The sequence below is a fragment of the Microcystis sp. M144S2 genome (genome assembly GCF_020246065.1).
GTDB classification, from domain to species: Bacteria; Cyanobacteriota; Cyanobacteriia; order Cyanobacteriales; family Microcystaceae; genus Microcystis; species Microcystis ichthyoblabe_A.
On the sequence record NZ_JADBTR010000157.1, the window covers coordinates 1 to 15,447 of the forward strand.

General features: G+C 46.8%; 15 protein-coding genes and 2 pseudogenes. 7 read left to right on the forward strand and 10 right to left on the reverse strand.

Annotated features, from left to right (window positions below; translation table 11 throughout):
• The first annotated feature begins 164 nt into the window (after positions 1–164).
• The 3 genes and pseudogenes from IM462_RS18065 to IM462_RS18075 all read left to right on the forward strand — a co-directional run bounded on the left by IM462_RS18065 (position 165) and on the right by IM462_RS18075 (position 2,560).
• Complete coding sequence (locus IM462_RS18065) at positions 165–1,070, forward strand: tetratricopeptide repeat protein (RefSeq protein WP_287715452.1); 906 nt, start codon at positions 165–167, stop codon at positions 1,068–1,070.
• Positions 1,071–1,260: 190 nt separating this feature from the next.
• Positions 1,261–2,010, forward strand: a pseudogene (locus IM462_RS18070) (DUF3352 domain-containing protein); the annotation flags it as partial.
• 232 nt (positions 2,011–2,242) lie between these two features.
• Positions 2,243–2,560: a 2Fe-2S iron-sulfur cluster-binding protein gene (locus IM462_RS18075; protein WP_008203355.1), complete on the forward strand. Its 318-nt coding sequence runs from the start codon at positions 2,243–2,245 to the stop codon at positions 2,558–2,560.
• Positions 2,561–2,641: 81 nt separating this feature from the next.
• Here the strand turns inward: IM462_RS18075 and pyrG are convergent, their stop codons facing one another.
• Positions 2,642–4,282, reverse strand: a complete 1,641-nt coding sequence (pyrG, locus tag IM462_RS18080; protein ID WP_287704363.1) for a CTP synthase — start codon at positions 4,280–4,282, stop codon at positions 2,642–2,644.
• A 264-nt stretch (positions 4,283–4,546) separates the two neighbouring features.
• On the opposite strand from pyrG, the gene IM462_RS18085 reads away from it, so the two are divergent.
• The gene (locus tag IM462_RS18085) at positions 4,547–4,900 is read left to right on the forward strand and encodes a hypothetical protein (RefSeq protein WP_287704365.1); all 354 of its coding nucleotides are present in this window, start codon (positions 4,547–4,549) and stop codon (positions 4,898–4,900) included.
• A 47-nt stretch (positions 4,901–4,947) separates the two neighbouring features.
• Here IM462_RS18085 and IM462_RS18090 read toward each other — a convergent pair whose 3' ends face one another.
• The 5 genes from IM462_RS18090 to IM462_RS18110 are packed head-to-tail and all read right to left on the reverse strand — an operon-like array spanning position 4,948 to position 9,381.
• Positions 4,948–5,718, reverse strand: coding sequence for an ABC transporter permease (locus tag IM462_RS18090; RefSeq protein ID WP_287704367.1), 771 nt, complete (start codon positions 5,716–5,718; stop codon positions 4,948–4,950).
• A 12-nt stretch (positions 5,719–5,730) separates the two neighbouring features.
• Positions 5,731–6,939 (reverse strand): ABC transporter substrate-binding protein, encoded by a 1,209-nt coding sequence (locus IM462_RS18095; RefSeq protein WP_287704369.1) that lies wholly within the window; start codon positions 6,937–6,939, stop codon positions 5,731–5,733.
• Positions 6,940–6,943: 4 nt separating this feature from the next.
• Positions 6,944–7,726, reverse strand: a complete 783-nt coding sequence (locus IM462_RS18100; protein WP_287704371.1) for an ABC transporter ATP-binding protein — start codon at positions 7,724–7,726, stop codon at positions 6,944–6,946.
• Positions 7,723–8,838, reverse strand: coding sequence for an acyl-CoA dehydrogenase family protein (locus IM462_RS18105; protein WP_287704372.1), 1,116 nt, complete (start codon positions 8,836–8,838; stop codon positions 7,723–7,725). Before IM462_RS18105 ends, IM462_RS18100 begins: the two co-directional genes overlap by 4 nt.
• 12 nt (positions 8,839–8,850) lie before the next feature.
• On the reverse strand, positions 8,851–9,381 hold the full coding sequence (locus tag IM462_RS18110; protein ID WP_287704374.1) for a DUF4242 domain-containing protein: 531 nt from the start codon (positions 9,379–9,381) through the stop codon (positions 8,851–8,853).
• A gap of 371 nt (positions 9,382–9,752) precedes the next feature.
• On the opposite strand from IM462_RS18110, the gene IM462_RS18115 reads away from it, so the two are divergent.
• Positions 9,753–11,102: a serine/threonine-protein kinase gene (locus IM462_RS18115; RefSeq protein ID WP_287704376.1), complete on the forward strand. Its 1,350-nt coding sequence runs from the start codon at positions 9,753–9,755 to the stop codon at positions 11,100–11,102.
• Here the strand turns inward: IM462_RS18115 and IM462_RS18120 are convergent.
• The 3 genes and pseudogenes from IM462_RS18120 to IM462_RS18130 all read right to left on the reverse strand — a co-directional run bounded on the left by IM462_RS18120 (position 11,094) and on the right by IM462_RS18130 (position 13,616).
• Positions 11,094–12,533, reverse strand: a complete 1,440-nt coding sequence (locus tag IM462_RS18120) for an aminotransferase class I/II-fold pyridoxal phosphate-dependent enzyme (protein WP_287704378.1) — start codon at positions 12,531–12,533, stop codon at positions 11,094–11,096. The genes IM462_RS18115 and IM462_RS18120 overlap by 9 nt on opposite strands.
• A gap of 271 nt (positions 12,534–12,804) precedes the next feature.
• Positions 12,805–13,020: pseudogene (locus tag IM462_RS21295) on the reverse strand (zinc ribbon domain-containing protein); the annotation flags it as partial.
• Between the two features lie 14 nt (positions 13,021–13,034).
• Positions 13,035–13,616: a hypothetical protein gene (locus IM462_RS18130; RefSeq protein WP_287704380.1), complete on the reverse strand. Its 582-nt coding sequence runs from the start codon at positions 13,614–13,616 to the stop codon at positions 13,035–13,037.
• A gap of 205 nt (positions 13,617–13,821) precedes the next feature.
• Here IM462_RS18130 and pyrH point away from each other — a divergent pair, with 205 nt between their 5' ends.
• Together pyrH and frr are read left to right on the forward strand one after the other, a co-directional pair.
• Positions 13,822–14,544 (forward strand): UMP kinase, encoded by a 723-nt coding sequence (gene pyrH, locus IM462_RS18135; protein WP_002732255.1) that lies wholly within the window; start codon positions 13,822–13,824, stop codon positions 14,542–14,544.
• A gap of 13 nt (positions 14,545–14,557) precedes the next feature.
• Positions 14,558–15,079 carry a ribosome recycling factor gene (gene frr, locus IM462_RS18140; protein WP_002746738.1) on the forward strand — a complete coding sequence of 174 codons (522 nt, stop codon included), beginning with the start codon at positions 14,558–14,560 and terminating at the stop codon, positions 15,077–15,079.
• A 134-nt stretch (positions 15,080–15,213) separates the two neighbouring features.
• Here the strand turns inward: frr and IM462_RS18145 are convergent.
• Positions 15,214–15,447, reverse strand: a 234-nt coding sequence (locus tag IM462_RS18145; RefSeq protein ID WP_287704382.1) for a DNA cytosine methyltransferase, incomplete at its 5' end; no start/stop codon positions are given.

A 15,447-nucleotide genomic window follows, 5' to 3' on the forward strand; every position in this document is an offset into this window, starting at 1 on the left:
AAAGCAGCCTATGAATTAAGTAGGGGTTGCTGAATAAATCTAAAAACCTTGTTGGATAATATTTTTAGGCTTTTTTAGCCCAAAAACCTTTTTTAGCAGGATTTACACCGATATTCAGCCAACCCTAAGTAGAATTTAAAACCATCCCCACCGAGGAACTAGCCATGAAATCCTTTGCCCTTCTTACCACCGTCAGCCTAATCAGCCTTTCCACCCTCGCGACTGTTCGCCCCCTCATGGCGCTAGAGAGCCGACAACCAGCCGAAACCCGGATCGCTCAAGGGAACAATCAAGACGCGATCGGCCACTATAACCGGGGAGTTGGCTACATCCAACAGGAAAAATACGATCTCGCCCTCGCTGAATTCACCAAAGCGATCAACATTAATCCCCGATACGCCGAGGCTTACCTCAATCGGGGGGTTCTTTACGAACAAGAGGAGAAACCCGACCTCGCCCTGTCCGATTTCAATCAGGCGCTCAACATTAATCCCCGATTGGCCGAGGCTTACAACAATCGGGGGCTTCTTTACTACGAACAGGGGAAATCCGACCTCGCCCTGTCCGATTTCAATCAGGCGCTTAACATTAATCCCCGAGATGCCGAAGCTTATCTCAATCGGGGGAATCTTTACAAAGAACAGGGGAAACCCGACCTCGCCCTGTTCGATTACAATCAGGCGCTCAACATTAATCCCCTATACGCCCTGGCTTACCTCAATCGCGGGAATCTTTACCACGAACAGGGGAAACCCGACCTCGCCCTGTCCGATTTCAATCAGGCGCTCAACATTAATCCCCGATACGCAAAGGCTTACAACAATCGGGGGCTTCTTTACGCCGTACAGGGGAAATCCGACCTCGCCCTGTCCGATTTCAATCAGGCACTCAACATTAATCCCCGAAACGCAACGGCTTACTACAATCGGGGGCTTCTTTATTACTCTCGAAAAGAAAGGGAAAAAGCGATCAGAGATTTCCGACAAGCCGCCGAACTGTTCCGCCAGCAAGGAAACGCGGCGGCCTATGAAAAGGTTATGGAACTCCTACGGGAATTAGGCGCGGTCTAGTCCTTTTTCTTGGGTTGAGCGAATCAATGGGTTAAAGAAAACCTCTCAATTTTAGGGGAAAGGGAAACCCAACAGCCAACACCTCAATCCGTCTGAATGAGCGATCGCTTCTCATGGCTTTTTGTGGGGTTTCCTTGGGTCAATCCAACCGACGGTAATTGCTATGATTACTATAGGATTTGAAAAGGGTGCGCGTTCGGCCTTAATTGGGGTCTTAGGACAGGATGACCAAGCACCAATTTTATCTAGTCCCGTGGGAGCATTATCTTTTATCGGCGAAAATAGCCTTTTAGTCGCCGCTAGTCGGGATTTAAATCGGTTTTGGACTCAGGTAGAGGAGGGTTTAGAAGCAGATAGTCCCCTACAGGAATTAATAACACAGGTCTTAACCCGCTTCCAATCGCCTTTAGGTTTAAATTTGCCTGAAGACGTTTTTAGCTGGGTTAGAGGCGAATATAGCCTCGCTCTCGTGCCTAGTTCAAAGGGGATGGAACCCAATAGTGTTTTTCTAGGGGAACGGGTGATGGGGGTAGAGGTGGACAGTGCGATCTCTCATTTGGATGAGTTAGCCCGCAGTCGCGGCTATAATGTGATTAATCTGCCTTTACTCGATCGAACGGTGACAGCTTGGACAAAGTTAACCACGGCGGTCCCGGGAGGAAAAGCGCAACTAGAGACGCTCGTGACGGGAGTGCATACTAGGGTCGATAATTTCATAATTATCGCTAGTTCTGTGGAAGCGATGGGTTTAGCTTTATCTGCACAGAAAAACCCCATTTTAAGTAGTGGTAAGTTTCGACAGGCAATTACTGCTTTACCCGTAGAAAATGATGGTTATTTTTACGTCGATTGGCGACAATTGCAACCGGTAATCGAGGCAAAATTCCCGATCGTGCGGGTGTTACGCCAATTCAAGTCTGAATTGGCCTGCCGACCGGTGAAAATCTGATTAGGTAAAGATTTCCCCCTGTCTCCTACATCCGCAATCGGCTCTTCTCGACTTTGTGTGATAATTTTTGCTTATGGAATCGTGAAATGCTTACTAGGCAACACTTTTAGGACTATTTTGTGGAAAAAACTATCAGTATAGACCTCGTTTCCACACAGAAACCAGAAGAGCCCGCAATCTAGAATGATAAAATAGGTGACGTTTAAAGCATCATTCATTAGCTATGACCACAACCTACAAAGTAGAAATTTCTCATTTAGGAACCACACAAACGATCGAAGTTAGGAAAGATCAAACTATACTACAAGCGGCCTACGATGCGGGGATTGACTTACCCAGTTCTTGCAATGCGGGCGTATGTACTACCTGCGCCGCTCAACTGTCTCAGGGTAGCGTTGAACAAGGTGAGGGCATGGGATTATCCCCCGACCTGCAAAAAGAGGGCTATGCTTTGTTATGTGTGGCCTATCCTCGCTCCGATATTAAACTGGAATCTGGCAAGGAAGAAGTAGTTTATCAACGTCAATTCGGGAAACCTTAGGTCAAACTGGGGTTAAGATGCGAAATTTTCGGGGGTTTCCCCCCAAAAAAACAGATTTTGAGCCAATAGAACCAGCAAACCTTAACTAATAGCCGAATGCTGACTAATAAGGGAGAACTTTTCCTCTCTACCCTTGAGGGCCGCTTTCATGAAACCAGAAAAGAGAGGATGAGCTTTATTGGGACGAGAGCGAAATTCGGGGTGAAACTGGGTAGCAATAAAAAAAGGATGTTTTGGTAGTTCGATAATTTCCACCAAACGACCATCGGGAGAAGTGCCACTCACCAGATAACCAGTCTCAAAAAAGAGACTACGATAGGCATTATTGAACTCGTAACGGTGACGATGGCGCTCATAGATAACCTCTTGACCGTAGAGAGAGAAAGCTAGACTATCGGGATTTAAACGACAGGGATAGAGACCTAAGCGCATTGTTCCCCCTAAATCTACCACATCTGCCTGTTCTGGCAGTAAATTAATCACTGGATTGGGTGTATCCTCTTCAAATTCGGAACTATTGGCCCTTTCCAATCGGGCCACATTGCGACCCCATTCGATAATCGAACACTGCATCCCTAAACAGAGACCCAAAAAAGGAATATTATTGACCCTAGCATACTCGATCGCCTTAATTTTGCCATCCACACCCCTAATACCAAAACCACCTGGTACAACAATACCGTCAACACCGCTTAAATGAGCTTCGGCCGAATCATTATCCACATCTTCGGCACTTACCCAACGCAATTCTATCTCGCTATTAAGGGCAATAGCAGCGTGTTTGAGGGCCTCCACCACCGAGAGATAAGCATCCCCCAACTGCACATATTTACCGACGATAGCTATCTCTAATTTTTGACTGGGGGATTGCATCTGTCGGATGAGATTTTCCCACTCCTCCAGATGGGGGTATCGGGGACTGAGGTTGAATAATTCTAGGGTTTGTTGCGCTAATCCCTCTTTTTCCAGATTGAGAGGCACTTCATAGATACTGCTGGCATCCTGAGCAGTAATCACCGATTCCACCGGCACATCACAGAAAGCTGAGAGTTTTTCTTTTAATCCCGGTTGTAGGGGTAGATGACAACGACAGACTAACACATCCGGTTGAATGCCGATCGATCTTAATTCCTTGACCGAGTGTTGCGTCGGTTTCGTTTTCATCTCCTTGGCCGCCGGAATCCAAGGAATTAGGGTAACGTGCATATAAACCACGTTATTTCGACCTACATCCTTCCTAAATTGCCTAATTGCTTCTAAAAAAGGCAAAGATTCGATGTCTCCCACCGTACCACCAATTTCTGTGATGACAATATCGGGGTTGGTATCCTTGGCCACCCGGAGAATCCTTTCCTTGATTTCGTTGGTAATATGGGGGATTACCTGCACCGTTCCCCCCATATAAGCACCACGGCGCTCTTTATTCAATACCGCTTGATAAATCGAGCCGGTAGTCACACTATTGAGACGGGAGAGTTCCGTATCGGTAAAACGTTCGTAGTGGCCAAGGTCGAGGTCGGTTTCGGCCCCATCATCGGTGACAAATACCTCTCCGTGTTGAAAAGGACTCATCGTACCCGGATCCACGTTGATATAGGGATCTAATTTCAGAATTGAGACGGAATAATCGCGACTTTTCAACAATCTTCCCAAACTAGCGGCGACAATTCCTTTCCCAATACTGGAGACAACTCCCCCGGTGACAAAGACAAATTTACTCATAAAATTCTTCCTGCGATCGATTATACCTAGCAAGGGGTAAGAGTTTTCGGGATGGGGTTGACCCTGAGAGAAGCCGAAGGGCGGTGTCATTTTCCCAGATTTCATTATAACCGGAGGATCTATACCCCGATCCTCGTTTTAGCTCCCTCTCCAAAATCTATTGGACCACAGCTTAATCCGTCTTCAGCCGCCTTCATCCCGATCATCTAAATTTTTCGCTACAATCGAGAGTACTAAGACTCAGGGAATTGTCAACTACTATTCATGATAGATTTTAATACTCTCGCTGAATTTTCTCGCCACTATTGCGTCTCGATTTGTGCCTTTTTAGTACCCGCTAACTTATTAACCACCCTTTTAACGGTTCTTTTTCTCTATTTCGGTCGTCCTACCCGTCAAATCTTACCCATTGCTTCCCTAGCTTTGTTGTTCGCTGTCACCATGTTTCTCCACGTCGCCACCTGGTTGATGATTGGTGTGGTTATGGCCCCCACTTTTATCCTCTTTGGACTAGGTTTAACCTGTTTTGTGATCAATCTTCAAGCTATCAGCGATCGCCAAAGTTTGGAACAGTTATTACACACTGGGGTTAGTCGTCTGGCCCGCTCTTTTAACTAAGGAAAAGTGCCAAGACTTCCCCCTTCCCACATAGTCGAACCAATAGGCTAATCTTGATGCGTCCAAGAGCGATGAGCCAGACGCAAACCCCAATCGAGCAGATAACCAATCGCGCCAATAACGAGAATCACTGCCATCAACTCTGAATAAGCGAGTCGATCGCGTGTATCGAGAATATAATAACCCAAACCCGCACTAACCCCCAGCATTTCCGCCGGGACAAGAACGATCCAGATAATACCTATAGCCAAACGGAAACCAGTTAAGAGATGGGAGAGGATCGCAGGCAGAATAATCTGGAAAACCGTTTCCCCTCGGGTAGCACAGAGACTGCGGGCTAAAGTCAACCAAGAGCGATCAACCGCGTTAACCCCGGCAGCCGTATTGAGAAGGATCGGCCAGATGGCCGCCACCGTCAGCAAAAAATACACGGGTAGATCACCAATGCCCAAAACCATCACCGCTAAAGGCATCCAAGAAAGGGGCGCGATCATGCGGAGAAATTGAAATACAGCCGACAAAGCCGATTCAAGGGAGCGATACAACCCGATTAATACCCCCAAAGGCACACCGATGGCACTAGCGAGAACCAAGCCCACAATAACCCGGCGGCAACTGGTGAGGATATGGGGCATAATCTCCCCCCCAACAAAAAGACGTAATAAAGCGACAAAAGATCGCTCAGGGGAAAAATCATTTAAAATCGGGTTTGAGTGCCATAGAGGACTGGTAAATAGCCACCAGAGCAATAATCCAAAACCGATACCCCATAAGGGTAGTAAAGCTCTTGGCGGGGAGGTCAAAGATTGTGACTTCATAGGTTCAGACCTTTAAAATTTGATCGTCTCGATGCGGGAGAGATTATTCGGTAAGCCGAAAGCTTTCGGTCCGCCCACCTGTTGCAAGGCATTACGGACAAAAGAGTCATCCACGAGATCCCGCGCCACCTGTCGGGGTTGCAGTTTTTGGAGAAAATCCGTATTTCCTTCCACCTGAGTGGTTTTGAGCAAGCGTACCAGTTCCTCCGTATAGGAAGGGAAAGGATAGGGCTGGAAATCGATCCGGTTGACCTGCCAAGCTGGATTCTCGATCGCCCCGTCTTTTTTATAGAAATTGCGATCGTAGTAAGTAAGCGCCCGTTGCAATACCGGCAGCGGGTGAGGCGTATATTTTCCACCATCTTTAGAGAGAATCCGGGCCACTTCCGAGCGATTGCTCCGGGACCAGAGTTGGGCTTTAACGAGGGCGTTTACCACCTTCTGCGTCCATTGTTTCCGTTGCCTAATATCCTCCTCGTGAACAAAGACGACGCAACAGGCGTGATTCTTCCAGACATCGCCGGTGAAACGGAGAACCCTACCGGTTTTGAGATTTTCCGCCGCCGCGTTGAAAGGTTCAGCCACGATATAACCGCCGATGCTCTTATTGGCAAGGGCTGATACCATATCCGGGGGCGGGAGAACCACTAGATTAACCTCGTTAGAAGCGATCGGCGCGTCCTTGGGTTTGCGAACTATTTTCAGCCCGTTACGTTGTAAGAGTTGTTGCAAGACCAAATTATGAATCGAATACCAGAAAGGAACCGCGATCGTTTTGCCTCCCAATTCCCTGGGATTTTCAATATCGGGAAGGACGGTGAGGGCTGAACCGTTGGTATGGTTCCACGCGACGATTTTAGCGGGGAAATTGCGCCCGTAACGAATCCAGATCGAGGTGGGAAAAAGAACATGAATAACGTTCACCTGCCGAGCGAGAAAGGCTTCAACAATCTGCGCCCAAGAACGGAATAGGCGCGGTTGTTCTGTAGTTAAACCTTCCGCTTGATAAAGTTTTCGGGAGTGGGCCACCAATAGGGGGGCGGCATCCGTAATCGGTAGATAACCGATTTTCACAGGCTGATCGTTGGCATTGGCGTGAACGGGGAGATTCCAATTATCGGCGGCGATCGCTGCTCCGAAGGAACTGGTAAACAGTGCCGAAAGTTTCAGGAAATCTCGACGGCTCATGCCGCAACAAGCACAATTATCGTGTAGGTTCATGGATTTACAGTGTCATGACAAGGGCTAATTCTTGAAAAATTGACTGGCGTAGATCACTCAAAAGCTTGGCTGACTCGAAACGGGGTTTCGGCATCGAGATAATCCATTCTCGGCGGATGCCCACCGGATGACGGCCCATGAGAAGAACTCGATCGGCCACTAATAGGGCCTCGTCGATGTCGTGAGTAACGAGGAGAACCGTGCTGTTATAGAGAGCTATGACTTCTAGGAGGAGTTTTTGCATCTCGAAACGGGTGATCGCGTCGAGGGCGCTAAACGGCTCATCCAGGAGCAGGAGAGAGGGGCGGCGGGCAAGGACGCGGGCTAGAGAAACTCTCTGAGCCATACCGCCCGATAGTTGATGAGGATAGGCACGCTCGAAGCCATCTAGTTTGACGCTTTTAACGGCGATGTGAACCCTTTCCCGTAATTGCTGATGATCGAGGCGGGGCATCCGCTTTAATTTCAAACCAAAAGCCACGTTTTGCCAAACGGTTAACCAAGGTAAAAGGGCGGGGGATTGAAAGACGATCGAGCTGCGGATGTCTGGGGCTTGTAGGGGTCGTGAGTGCAATTGTATTTCTCCGCCATCGGCACTTTGCAAACCAGCGGCGGTAGCAAGGAGGGTAGATTTACCGCAACCACTGGCTCCGAGCAAACAAACTACCTCACCGGAGCGCACCTGTAGGTTAATATCCTCAAAAACGGTACGGTAGCCATGGCGGGTTTTATAGCGTTTGTGGAGATTTTTTAGGCTGAGGACGGGGTAATCAGTGGCGACGCTCATTCCCTCACCCCCGCTCGCTCGAGTTCGCCAGTGAGAATTTTATCGCTAGAGGACTGACGTTGTAATTCTCTTTCTAGTTGAATCAGGCTCGGAGTTAACACCGGTAAAAAGGCGACCTCGCGCAGCCGTCGGGCCGTGTCGCTATTACGGAAATAGCCTTTTCCTCCCTTAATTTCCGCTTCTAACCCTACGGATTCCACCGCTAACCGGGTAATGTCCACTCTGAGGGTGAATAGTTGGCGTGTTCGTCCGAGATCGAAGCTTTCTAGGGTGCTGAATTGCTCGATTGTCTTTTCTAGACGAGTCAGACGCTCCCGGGCGAAGAAATAACGATCGCTGGCTACCGCTGCCTTTCCCCCTAAACTTTTCTCTGTCTCCCCAAGGGATTTACGCGTAATGCCAAGGGCCAGTCCGCATTGTAACAGCAAGAAACAGGGGCGGACTGAGGGTAAAAATTTTGCTGCTTCCAAGCTGATAATCCAGTCGTGAGATAACTGAACTCGATCGAATTCAAGGGTACTGGTGCGGGAAGCTTGTAAACCCAATAATTGTAGGTCTTCACCCCGTTTTAACCCCTCTGCGAAGGAGGGAAGGGCGAGGATAAGAGTTTGTCCCGATGTAGTTTGAGCGGCAACGGCTACTATGAATTCTCCCTTAGAGTCGAGGTTAGAGGCCCAGGGCAGGAAGCCATTAACAGTGACGTTTTCTCCCTCGATCTTTGCCTGTAAACGCAGCTCCTCGATCCCGCCGAGGTACTTCATCGCGTTAGAGAGTCCTGTCGCTCCGGCTATCTCTCCCTTGAGAACAGCCGGTAGAATTTTGTTTTGTAGATAAGTGTTATTACTGGCGGCCAGATATTGGATGAAGACGCGCTGACACCAGAAAACAAAACCGGTGGTGAGGCAGCATTGGGACACAGCGGAGATCGCCTCTACTGCCTGTAATAAGGAGCCACCCCGGCCTCCTAAGCTTTCAGGTATAGCATAGCCGAACCAGCCCGATTCTCCTAGCTTGGTTAGGGCCGAACCGACGTTGAGATTAGCTGTACCGTTGTTGAGGTCAGTGGCTCTTTCTTCCAGAAAAGAAAGGATTTCGGAGCCTCGATCGAGCATAATTGTTTTCTCCTAGGGGTGAATATTTTCAATCGAGGTCAAACTATCTATAGGTGCGCCGACCACTTCTCTGGCTCTTTTTACCGCCGCTTCATCGGGACTATCGTAGAAACAGAGACATTTACTCAAGTCTTCGCAAACATAGGTACGCTCGAAACTGACTTCGGGTACTTGAGCATAAAGGGGGGTTTTCTCCGCTTTTCGTTGCAGGTAAGTTTCCATGGTTAGCCCCGGGGGTAAATTCCACTGTACTAGATAGTTGGCTTTGTCTTTGCGCTCTCGCACAGTGGCTAAGTCCTGCCCAATCAAGCGCATTTCCTTGATTAGTTGCCAACCTAGCCCAGCGTTTTCTAGTACTTGTTCGAGGGAGGCGCGATCAATCGCTTTGATAATCAGGAATAACCGCCCCTCTGTTTCACCGATTAGGGCTTCGATTAACTCTCCCTGGGATTTTGATGCGACTGTGGCAATGCGCTCCAATATCTCGCTCACCTCTTCTTTTGTCCTTTCTTGTCGATCATCCTCTACTAGATATAGAGTCATAATTCATCTGAAATACATTTACAATACATTTGAGTTTACTGTCTTTGGGAAAAAAAAGCAATATTTTCAAGAGCCTCAAAAGGAGGTGACACGGGAGTGGATGGTTCAAGACCGTTTCGCTCAAGTCCTGGCCAGAACCCTGGCCTTGAATGATATGCGTGACCCGATTTTTTCGATAATCGCCCTTATCTGGCTGGATTTTTTTCAGCCAAAGACTTGACAAACTCCAAAATTTCTGTTAACCTTGTCTTATAATGGGAATCCGTGTCAGCCTACGAACCCTCTTTTTAAATCTTTCTCAAGAACAGAAATTTTAACCCGAATTGCTGGTAGTAGCTAAACTAAGAGCAGTACCACGGGAAACGGTGACTATGGAAGTTATTTGCACGCGTCCACACTGTCCGAAACCGCGTAATCAATGCCTAGACCTAGACGATAGCAATCTTTTAACCTCGATCGAGCAGAAATATTGTACTGCTTGCGGGATGCCATTAATTTTAGGGGGACGTTATTTGCCGGAACGTCTATTGGGAAAAGGAGGATTTGGGGCGGCATTTTTAGCAGTAGATCGTTATAGTCCCACAAGAGCTAAATGTGTACTCAAACAATTTCAACCTTCCGGTAATTTAAGTCCGCAAGCTTTAGAAAAAGCGAAAAACTTATTTTTTCAAGAAGCGCGGGTTTTAGAAGATTTAGGAAAAAAACATCGCCAAATCCCTGATCTCTATGCTTTTTTCCCTTTAAAAGTCAAGAATCAATTAACGGGAGAAGAAGAGCAATTTTTCTATCTGGCCCAGGAATATATCGACGGTAAAAACTTAGAAGAAATTCTCCAACAGCAACAAAAACCCTTTCAAGAAAGTGAAGTCAAAAACATTCTCGAAGAATTACTTCTTATCCTCAAATTTATTCATGAAAATGGTTCCATTCACCGGGATATAAAACCATCTAACATCATGCGCGACAAAAATGGTCGCCTCTATTTACTCGATTTTGGGGCAGTAAAACAGGCTACCAATAATCCCAATAATACACCAGAGAAATCCACAACAATTTACTCAGCCGGATTTGCCCCTCCCGAACAACAATTAGGCAATCAGGTATCAGCAGCCACGGATTTATATGCCCTAGCAGCTACCTGTGTTATGCTCTTAACTAATCGCGATCCTGATGAGCTATACGATCCGCAAAAAAAGGTCTGGAATTGGCAAAATTATGCCCCTAACATCAGTGCAGATTTAGCAAGAGTATTCAATAAAATGTTACTAGCAAATCCGCGAGATCGATTTCAATCCTGTGGAGAAGTTTTAACCGCTTTAAATCCAGCTTCTCCACCTTCTCCATCTTCTCCAGCTTCTCCAGTGATTAGAAACCCTTCCCGCTTTTCTCTTGGGGAAACTTTCGCTAATGCTGCCTTTACAGGATTTGAGGGGACATTATTAGTAGTTGCCTTAAATAGTTTAGTCCCCTCGGTAGGAATTGTCATCGCTTTTATGATCTTAGGTGGCTTAGTTTGGGCATTATTTAAAAAAGTGATTGAAGGGAGAGATTTACCGATTCTAGCAGCAATTACCCTCACCCTCATCTTCTTTCTTTCGCGACTGCAAGGAAGCCTAAATTTTCCTGAAATTGCTATCATTGCCGTGATGGCAGCCATCGGAGCAATTGCTATTACCGCCTTTTTCCGGTTAATATATCAGATAATTTTGCGATTATTTTAAAACCCTGAAAGTTGCCAAATTATCATCACTACCGCCGGTAATCGTGCCACCGAGGTCTAAAATAGTTTGCAGATAGTCGAGGACTTCCTGAGAAATTAACTCTCCCGGCATCAAAACGGGAATACCGGGGGGATAGGGACAGATAACATCAGCACTAAGACGATCGAGGGCATTTTTCCGGGATACTATCTCTGTAGGGGCAAAAAAAGCCTTTCTAGGAGAAATAGCCAAATTTCCCGTGACTGGAGGAGGAGTGGGGGATAAACTGGTAGAGGAAGGGGATTTAAGGCATTGAAAAGCAGTAATTAGGCGATTAATGTGTTCGCGATGATTGCCGATGGAGATAATAAAAGTAAGTTGGCTTAAAGTCGGTAATTCTGCGGTGACGGCGTATTTTTCTCGCAAAATATCGTCTATTTCGTAACCAGTTAAGCCAAAATCTTTGACGATTACCGTTAAACGAGTGCGATCGAACCAGTGACAACCCGGGATAGAATGGGGAAAGTCTAAAACAGAGATATTAGGAATTTTATCGAGTTCTTTTCGGGCAGTAGCGGCTAAATCGAGGGTTTTGCTCAGTAAATCTAGGCCTTGCGTCGCCATTTGCTTTCTAGCACTATCAAGGGAGGCGAGAAGTAGATAACTAGGGCTAGTGGTTTGAACTAATTGTAAGGCTCGATCGACTTTTTCGGAACTAATGCGATCGCCTTTTAAGTGTAACATCGATGCTTGAGTTAAGGCCCCTAAAACCTTATGGGTGGACTGAATAGCCATATCGGCGCCGAGAGACAGGGCAGCCGGAGGTAAATCGGGATGAAAGGCAAAATGGGCCCCGTGAGCCTCATCGACGAGCAGCGGGATAGAATAATGATTGGTAATCTGGGCGATAGTTTCTAAGTCACAGCAAACCCCTTGATAGGTGGGAGAGACTACCATCACCGCTTTGGCGTCGGGATGAAGTTTCAGGGCATTTTCGAGGGATTGGGGGGTTATATTTAAATTTAGATCGATAGTGGGATTATATTCGGGATTGATAAAGATAGGCTGCGCCCCAGAGAGAATTAAGCCCGAAATTGCCGATTTATGAATATTTCTCGCCAAAATAATTTTATCTCCCTCGCCGCAAGTGGCTAAAATCGCCGCAATAATGCCACAACTGGAGCCATTGACTAAAAACCAGCTTTTATCTGCCCCAAATGTCTCGGCTGCTAAAATTTGCGCTTCTTTAATCACCCCCGTCGGGGCAAACAAATTATCAAGGTCGGGTAATTCGGGTAAATCGGCTTTAAAGACGCTTTTTCCCAGTAAATTACTTAAATCCTCCCCGATTCCTTCCCCCTGCTTATGCCCTGGCGCATAAAATGGTACATCTAAACTGTTGACTTTTTTTTGCAGTTGTGATAGAAGCGGAGCGGATTCTGGCGAAGGCATTGTGGGGTGTGGGGTGTGGGGTGTGGGGTTTTACCGGTTGAGGTGGCCAATTACCTAATTTTCAGGGGAAAAGTACCTGAATTTCCCCCCCGATCACTCCCATATCCGGTACTTTTTAATTGACAAAAGGTCTAAAAGTCTTATCCAACTAGGTTTTTAGATTTATTCAGCAAGCCCTAAATAAAAGCTGACTGCTGAATACTGACTCCTGACTCCCCAAAAGGAAAACTTCGTAGCTCACCATTAAGATAACTGCTCTAACATCTCTAGGGACATTTAAGGCTTTTTGGACCCTATGTCCACAGCAACGGTCAGACTTTTGGCTTTGTTGGTTGCCATCGAGAAATTAAGCGAAAATCCCGGCCATACTAAGCGGATTTAGCCGATAGCATATCTCGAAAAGAACGCCATCCTAAGTCTGATATAGCACGGGATAGCTTACGGTTTTAACCATTCCTGATGTGTTGAAATCTTCTAGAACTATCGTAGTGAAAAAGCCAATTAGGCAAGGGATTCTCCCACTTCTAAGAGGGGACAAAAGGGAAAATAGGGAGAAACCGTCCAACGATAGAATTTTTTGCTGCAGGTGGACTGAAGATTAAAACGCAGGGAAACAAAGGGGAAAAAGGGAGATACGGAACAATTCCAACTGAAAGCCGGCTTAGAAGTGGTATTATCGCCCTGCAAAGACCAAGCGGGGTATTGAAAAACCTCCCGGACGAGGGATTTTCCTTCATCGCTAACTTGGGCGCAGCTGCGACTAATGCCCGAAACCAAACAGAGACTATTACTGACACAATTATCATTAGAAGCCACGATCAGGAGATCTTCCCCGGTGGTGGTTAGTTCAAAAGCGATAAAATCTCCAGCTTGCCAACGACTAAGGACTTGTCCTTGGGCATTCTGGTAGATAGCGCTGCAGTTTCCGGGATCGAGAAGACGATTACTATCGGGGTCTAAGTAACCGCAAACCTTGCCCATCAGACGGGTTCCATCCTGAAACCCATAGACCCAATCAAAGGTATCGATGTTAGCGGCCCTTTGATTGCTTTTGTTAACCAATAGTAATCGATCGCTGACCACGGTTATTAATTCTCAATAAAACTAAGCTTCCCTTAATAACAAAGGTATCACTAAATACTAATTTCCCAGCGAAAAGATTTATTAATCTTAACTTGTCGGTCCTGGGGGAGAGTGAACTGGTCAGCTTAAATCAAGGCCAAAACCTGCTATCTTATGGGGAGACAAAAATTATCTAGATCTTGTTTTAGCGAGTGGTAGTAAGGGCATGGCGTACAAGCGGGTATTATTAAAACTGAGTGGGGAGGCTTTGATGGGCAATCTCGGCTATGGGATCGACCCGATGGTGGTTTCCGCTATCGCCCAGGAAATCTCCGAAGTGGTTGATCAAGGCATCCAATTGGCGATCGTGGTCGGTGGGGGCAATATTTTTCGGGGGGTGAAAGCCGCCTCGGCTGGCATGGATCGGGCCACGGCCGATTATATTGGTATGATAGCAACAGTCATGAACGCTATGACCTTGCAGGATGCCCTAGAACGAGCGCAAGTGCCGACTAGGGTATTAACGGCGATCGCTATGCAGGAATTAGCTGAACCCTACATCCGCCGGCGGGCCATCCGTCATCTGGAAAAAGGTCGGGTGGTGGTTTTCGGTGCGGGATCTGGTAATCCTTTCTTTACCACCGATACCACGGCAGCCCTGCGCGCTGCCGAAATCGATGCGGAAGTGGTGTTTAAAGCGACGAAAGTGGATGGGGTTTATGATTCCGATCCCTCTCACAATCCTAATGCGCGACGCTTTCAAAGCCTCACCTACGGTCATGTGCTGACCCATGATCTGCGGGTGATGGACGGAACTGCGATCGCTCTGTGCAAGGAAAATAATATCCCGATAGTCGTTTTCGATCTGTCGGTAGCAGGTAATATTGTTCGCGCTGTCAAAGGTGAACCCGTTGGAACATTGGTAGGAGGATTCTGTGAAGTTAGCTGAAGTTCAAGACCATATGCAGAAAACCGTCGAATCAACCCAGAGAGCTTTTAATACGATTCGTACTGGCCGGGCAAATGCTTCTCTTTTAGATCGGATCGTGGTGGAGTATTATGGCATGGAAACTCCCCTCAAGTCCCTGGCGACCATTAGCACTCCCGACGCAACCACGATCGCCATTCAACCCTTCGATCGTACCAGTATGGGGGCGATCGAAAAGGCGATTTCTCTCTCGGACGTGGGTTTAACCCCCAGTAATGACGGTCAGACCATTCGTTTGAATATCCCTCCCCTCACTAGCGATCGCCGCAAGGAATTGGTCAAATTAGCGGCGAAATTGGCCGAAGAGGGAAAGGTGGCTGTCCGCAATATTCGCCGGGATGCGATCGATGCTATCCGTAAACAGGAGAAAAGTCACGAAATTTCTGAGGATGAATCCAGGGATTTACAGGATCAAGTGCAGAAATCCACCGATAAATTTATCGCCAAAATCGAGGATTTATTAACGACAAAAGAAAAGGATATCATGACGGTTTAAGTTTTTTTTACTCAGGGATAGAACAGGCTTTTTGTCTGTTCTATTTAACTTTTTCAGCCAACCCTAATTAAAGTCTTAGATTGTAAAATCTACAGCAATTTTCTGTGATACTAAATCCAGTTATTAAAAACTGATTATCTATTCCCTCTTTTGCATGAGTGCCTTTTGCCTGTCCTCATAAGTAGCCCATACTCAACGGATTTAGTATTAGTTAATGCTTGCTCAACATCTAACAAAGACTCGATTACAGAATTAACCACAGCAGCTACGCAGGAAATCGCTACACTATTACCCGTTAATTTTCGCATAGTTTGATAACTGCCGACAATTTGATAATCATCGGGAAAACCTTGTAAACGTAGCATTTC

Coding starts and splice junctions, on each gene's coding strand:
- IM462_RS18065 (WP_287715452.1), top strand. CDS start 165: ATGAAATCCTTTGCCCTTCTTACCACCGTCAGCCTAATCAGCCTTTCC.
- IM462_RS18075 (WP_008203355.1), top strand. CDS start 2,243: ATGACCACAACCTACAAAGTAGAAATTTCTCATTTAGGAACCACACAA.
- pyrG (WP_287704363.1), bottom strand. CDS start 4,282: ATGAGTAAATTTGTCTTTGTCACCGGGGGAGTTGTCTCCAGTATTGGG.
- IM462_RS18085 (WP_287704365.1), top strand. CDS start 4,547: ATGATAGATTTTAATACTCTCGCTGAATTTTCTCGCCACTATTGCGTC.
- IM462_RS18090 (WP_287704367.1), bottom strand. CDS start 5,718: ATGAAGTCACAATCTTTGACCTCCCCGCCAAGAGCTTTACTACCCTTA.
- IM462_RS18095 (WP_287704369.1), bottom strand. CDS start 6,939: ATGAACCTACACGATAATTGTGCTTGTTGCGGCATGAGCCGTCGAGAT.
- IM462_RS18100 (WP_287704371.1), bottom strand. CDS start 7,726: ATGAGCGTCGCCACTGATTACCCCGTCCTCAGCCTAAAAAATCTCCAC.
- IM462_RS18105 (WP_287704372.1), bottom strand. CDS start 8,838: ATGCTCGATCGAGGCTCCGAAATCCTTTCTTTTCTGGAAGAAAGAGCC.
- IM462_RS18110 (WP_287704374.1), bottom strand. CDS start 9,381: ATGACTCTATATCTAGTAGAGGATGATCGACAAGAAAGGACAAAAGAA.
- IM462_RS18115 (WP_287704376.1), top strand. CDS start 9,753: ATGGAAGTTATTTGCACGCGTCCACACTGTCCGAAACCGCGTAATCAA.
- IM462_RS18120 (WP_287704378.1), bottom strand. CDS start 12,533: ATGCCTTCGCCAGAATCCGCTCCGCTTCTATCACAACTGCAAAAAAAA.
- pyrH (WP_002732255.1), top strand. CDS start 13,822: ATGGCGTACAAGCGGGTATTATTAAAACTGAGTGGGGAGGCTTTGATG.
- frr (WP_002746738.1), top strand. CDS start 14,558: ATGCAGAAAACCGTCGAATCAACCCAGAGAGCTTTTAATACGATTCGT.